We start from the raw sequence: 4,765 nt of genomic DNA, 5'->3' as shown, positions 1-4,765 counted from the left end.
TGCAGCAACTGATTTGATGTTGATGCTTGCGGATGGGACAGTGAAGTAGGGAGTAATGTCAAACAGAGGGTGGATGGGGTAGAGGAGAAATATGGCGGAAAATGAAAAGAAACACAAAACACCCCATCTTACGGGGTGTTTTGTGTTTGGTGGTAAGATAATAATTTTAAAGCCGGGATCTTTTATGCTTCATATATAAATTGGGGTTAATATTCCGGAGGTACTTACCACTAAACACTCTCTTGTATCTCAAAGGATAAAGTCTTGCTATCCAAGTCCGCAGCCAACAATTTAACCTTAACCTTGTCTCCAATGCTAAAGGTTGTTTTTGTATTTTCACCAACAATTCTATAGGACTTTGGGTCAGTGTTGTAGAAGTCTGATGGTTTCAAATCCTTTAATCTAATTAATCCTTCGGCTTTACTTGATGGCTCTTCAATAAACATTCCAAAATCTGCAATTCCGGAAATTGTACATTCAAATTCTTCTCCAATTTTGCTAATCATGTATTCCACCTGTTTGTATTTAACTGATGAACGTTCAGCATCTGCTGCTTCAACCTCTTTCTTTGATGAATCAATACAAATTTTATCTAGACTATGAATTATGCTTTCTGGAACTGGCTTTCCATGTAGAACAATCTCCAAAATTCTGTGAATCATTAAGTCAGGATATCTTCTGATGGGGGAGGTGAAGTGTGTGTAATAATCAAAGGCCAATCCAAAGTGTCCAATATTCTTTGTGGAATATGTTGCCTTAGCCATGGAACGCAGTGTAGCAACCTTTATAACAGCTTCAGAGGGTGATCCTGCAACATCGTTCAATAGTTTTTGAATTTCTGTTGATTTAATTTTTGTACTAACATTTGGCGTATGAAAATCAAAGCCAAGAGCTCTAACAAAGAGACTTAAATCTCCAAGTCTATCTGCATCTGGTAAATCATGGATTCTGTACATTCCAGCCAGGTCTTGCTTTGCAACTTTATTTTTTGCAAATATAAATTCTGCAACTTCTCTGTTTGCAAGAAGCATAAATTCCTCAACTAGCTTGTGAGTATCAAGTCTTTCCTTTTTAATAATTGCGATAGGTCTTCCGCTTTCATCTAATTTAAATTTAATCTCTGTTGTCTCAAAGTCTATAGCCCCTTTTTCTTTTCTGTGACCTTGCATTATTTTAGCAAGTCTATTTAGTTCCAATAACTCAGTCTCATACGGTTCCTTAGACCATGAATCTTTATTATTAATTGAAGTTGCTGAGCTATCAATTTTTTCTTGTGTTGCAGCACTTAGTACCTCTTGTGCATTTTCATAAGAAAATCTTTTGTCCGAGTGAATTATCGTTTTACCAAACCATCTGTCTTTAACTTCACCTTTAGTATTTATTTTAAAGACAGCTGAAAATGCATATCTATCTTCATTTGGGTTAAGACTACACATTCCATTTGAAAGTGCATGGGGAAGCATGGGGATTGTTCTATCAACCAAGTATACTGAAAAAGCACGCTTCTTAGCTTCATTATCAAGCGCTGTACCTGTACGAACGTAATGTGATACATCAGCAATGTGTATTCCAATTTCATAAAGACCCGCATCTTCACCATCAAGTGGTCTAATTGAAAGTGCGTCATCAAAGTCTTTTGCGTCAACGGGGTCAATCGTACATGTAAATACTCCTCTAAAATCCTTTCTTTTTGAAATTTCCTCCTCTGTAATAGCTCCATGTATTTTTACACTTTCTTCCGCTTGATCAATAACCTCTTGTGTAAACTCAATATCAAAACCACGATCAATAACAATGGCCTGCATTTCAACATTATTGTCACCCTTGTGTCCAAGAACCTGAATTACTTCTCCATCAGGAAATCTTTTGAAATCTGCTGTCCATGTATCTATGTTTATTTTGGCGAGTACCTTATCATCAACATTATAAGCTTCTGATTTATGTATAACAATTTCAATGTTTGCCCTTAGATTGTCCGGCTTTACCAATAAGTGTCCTGACTCTTCATCAAATACAACAGTTCCAACAAATTGAATTTTTTTTCTTTCTACAATGCTTGTAACCTTACCGTACAGTGTACCTCTGTAGTCCGAGTATGTTTCAGCCTCTACAGTGTCTCCTGGAAGGGCAGTACTTACATCTTGAACCTCAACTGGGATAGATTCTTCTCTATCCTCTACATCTATAAACCCCTTTCCTTTATTATTTAGTGAAATTTTACCGATTATTTTTGTTTGTGTACTCATTGTCATTGTTTTATTCCTATATAGTACTATGGTGAAGGCGATGCGTACTCTTGACATTATCCTTCATTTGTTGCTAATATCTAGATGAGTTAGTTCTCTGAAGACGAGTTGATTTAGGTATGGTGCCTAACTCTCGTTTTCTTGTGTTGTCGTGAGGGCAAACGCAGGAAGTTTCAAAAATAAAAAGTAGAAAGCATTACAATGAAAAACGTTGAAATAACGATGCCTAAAAAGGTTAGCCCAAAAAATTGGAGGTTATCCTTTAGGGACCTTCTGAAGAATCCATCTTCTGATAACGCACTGGCTGGATATTCCTTACCCAAGGCCAGCAGATTGTTGTCTAGGGAGCGGTTATTCTACCTGAAAAAGCCTACACAGTTGGAATTCTCTGTAGAAGAGGCTTCGAACGAAATGAGGAGATTTGAAATTATTCCTATCGATATTTGTCCCTTCAACTATATAGGGGAAAACATTGGGGGAACTGACGATGTTGTTAAGAAAGGCTCTTTTCTCTCTTTCAAGGAAGTTGTGTCGGTTATAAGGACTGGAACTTTTTACCAACCTACATATTTTCCGATGATGTCCCATCAGCGCTTTGAGAATTTCAAGCTTGTCATTGTGCAGGTTTGGGATAAGGAGCGAGAGAAGAAGAGGGTTGTACGTTCTGTTTTTGAGGATGAAGATAAGGACAGAAATCTTTTTTCCGACGAAATTGATGGTCACATTGTGTTGAGACCACAGCATGTCCCTGAAAAGGATACTTGCTGGTGGGAGGGAGAAGAGGGATTCCCTTGGTTGAACACTGTGTTGTGAGATAACAACACTAGTAGAGCCCGGCCGAATGGCCGGGCTCATTTTTTGTACTTTGGGGTCAGGCACTATGGTGCCTGACCCCAAAAGATATGGTATAAATTACCTCACTTTCTGGGTCTAAATAGCTGATTGTGGCTATATTTGACTATCGCCCTTAATTTTGATACTATTTTGCTACTTATGTTAAAGATTAGATTACAAAGAGTTGGTAAAAGAAACGACCCATCATTTCGTCTTATTCTTGTTGAGTCCAAAAGAGCTGCAAAAGGCGGTCACGCCCATGAAATTCTTGGATCTCACAGTTTTAGAAAGGACGGTACAATAATAAAAGCTGATAGAGTAAAATATTGGATGTCACAAGGTGTACAAGTTTCTGATACTGCTCACAACTTATTGGTTGCAAACAAGATTATTGAAGGAAAGAAGAAGAACGTTCTTCCTAAGAAAACTCCACCAAAGAAAGAGAAGACAGCATAGTCAGTTCCTCAAAACAAAATCATTAGAATACTAGTGATATTTTGTTGTAAATAATTATCAACAGTTTATTGTTGTATATTATTACATCATATATCTATTTGATGTATAATTTGTTTATTAACAGTTCAATTAATTCCAGTATAAAAGTTATGCCAGCAGAAAATGATACAGCGTTCCTAGAGTTCATTATAAAGTCCCTTGTTGAAAATCCTGATGCCGTTAAGGTAAGCAGAAGAGTAGATGATATGGGTGTGTTTATTGAATTGATTGTAGATCCAATCGATATGGGAAAAATTATTGGTAGGAACGGACATACAGCTCAAGCTATAAGAACCGTAATGAAGGCTTTCGGAAAGAAGCATCAAGCTAATATTAGTATTCAAATCAAGGAGCCTGAGGCTGCTGCAAAGAAGGTTGAAAAGACCTTAGATGAAGCGATCGCAGATTTAGGAATTTAATAAATACAAACTAGGTTTACACGCTTACAAGTGGAAGAAAAGAGATAAACTATCAATTTATCTCTTTTTGTTATTTTCCTTTTCCATAATTCATAATACTTAAAAAAGTGAGTTTCCCATTGTCTATTCTACGTATAACAACCTTTATTTTTATATTACCGATATCTTTTGTTATTCCCCAGTAATGCTTTTTATAAATTGTATCTTCTATAGACCTGTATTCAACTTTTGCGGTATAATCTTGCAATATCTCAGTCGTATATTTCAATAAACCAAGCCTCCTTATTTTTTCAGGAATACTTCTTCGTCCGAGCCCTTTTCTTATGAGGTGTTCAAAGCCACTTTTTGTAAAAAAGACTTCTTGATTCAGAAATACAATAGATCTCACGCTCTTCAATCTATAGTATTCTATCCTTTGTTTTTCTATAAACTCGTTTATATTTGTCATTAATCAATACTTTAATATTTGACGGGCAAAGAAAAACCAAAGATTTCATATTTTTATTGCTAAAATATAAAAGATAAACAGTGTCAATATTGTCATTTGTTTTTTAATAAACTATTATATTGACAATGTTCGTAAAGCATTGGATGTAAATCCAACATGTTCAACCGCGGCATTGTAGCTGCAAACGAGCATCGATAAAAAACACTCCTAACGGGGTGTTTTTTACTTCACACTATTCAGTACTAGTATTTTGTAGTCGCTAAATAAGCGTATTCTAGTCAATAGCTTGGACGGATTGGGTTGTTAATTGACTTGGCGTTTTT

Annotated in this window: 5 protein-coding genes; 3 read left to right on the top strand and 2 right to left on the bottom strand. The window is 36.1% G+C overall.

Annotated elements, in window-relative coordinates:
* Nucleotides 1–230 precede the first annotated feature (230 nt).
* On the bottom strand, nucleotides 231–2,252 hold the full coding sequence (gene rnr / locus WCQ00_04225; GenBank protein ID MEI6042742.1) for a ribonuclease R: 2,022 nt from the start codon (nucleotides 2,250–2,252) through the stop codon (nucleotides 231–233).
* A gap of 195 nt (nucleotides 2,253–2,447) precedes the next feature.
* Between rnr and WCQ00_04220 the strand changes: the two genes are divergently transcribed.
* The 3 genes from WCQ00_04220 (at nucleotide 2,448) to WCQ00_04210 (ending at nucleotide 3,994) form a co-directional block, all read left to right on the top strand.
* Nucleotides 2,448–3,059: a hypothetical protein gene (locus WCQ00_04220; GenBank protein ID MEI6042741.1), complete on the top strand. Its 612-nt coding sequence runs from the start codon at nucleotides 2,448–2,450 to the stop codon at nucleotides 3,057–3,059.
* Nucleotides 3,060–3,239: 180 nt separating this feature from the next.
* The gene (rpsP, locus tag WCQ00_04215; GenBank protein MEI6042740.1) at nucleotides 3,240–3,536 is read left to right on the top strand and encodes a 30S ribosomal protein S16; all 297 of its coding nucleotides are present in this window, start codon (nucleotides 3,240–3,242) and stop codon (nucleotides 3,534–3,536) included.
* 149 nt (nucleotides 3,537–3,685) lie between these two features.
* Nucleotides 3,686–3,994 carry a KH domain-containing protein gene (locus WCQ00_04210; GenBank protein MEI6042739.1) on the top strand — a complete coding sequence of 103 codons (309 nt, stop codon included), beginning with the start codon at nucleotides 3,686–3,688 and terminating at the stop codon, nucleotides 3,992–3,994.
* A 70-nt stretch (nucleotides 3,995–4,064) separates the two neighbouring features.
* On the opposite strand, the gene WCQ00_04205 is transcribed toward WCQ00_04210, so the two are convergent.
* Nucleotides 4,065–4,442, bottom strand: coding sequence for a hypothetical protein (locus WCQ00_04205; protein ID MEI6042738.1), 378 nt, complete (start codon nucleotides 4,440–4,442; stop codon nucleotides 4,065–4,067).
* Nucleotides 4,443–4,765 lie beyond the last annotated feature (323 nt).

It is taken from the genome of bacterium, from assembly GCA_037127815.1.
In the GTDB taxonomy this organism is placed as follows: domain Bacteria; phylum Patescibacteriota; class Minisyncoccia; order Phycocordibacterales; family CAIZLB01; genus CAIJKW01.
This window is presented reverse-complemented; position numbering and strand designations above follow the sequence as displayed.

Bases quoted from the DNA above. Each gene is read 5' to 3' on its own strand.
- rnr (MEI6042742.1), bottom strand. From the start codon at position 2,252: ATGACAATGAGTACACAAACAAAAATAATCGGTAAAATTTCACTAAAT.
- WCQ00_04205 (MEI6042738.1), bottom strand. From the start codon at position 4,442: ATGACAAATATAAACGAGTTTATAGAAAAACAAAGGATAGAATACTAT.
- WCQ00_04210 (MEI6042739.1), top strand. From the start codon at position 3,686: ATGCCAGCAGAAAATGATACAGCGTTCCTAGAGTTCATTATAAAGTCC.
- WCQ00_04220 (MEI6042741.1), top strand. From the start codon at position 2,448: ATGAAAAACGTTGAAATAACGATGCCTAAAAAGGTTAGCCCAAAAAAT.
- rpsP (MEI6042740.1), top strand. From the start codon at position 3,240: ATGTTAAAGATTAGATTACAAAGAGTTGGTAAAAGAAACGACCCATCA.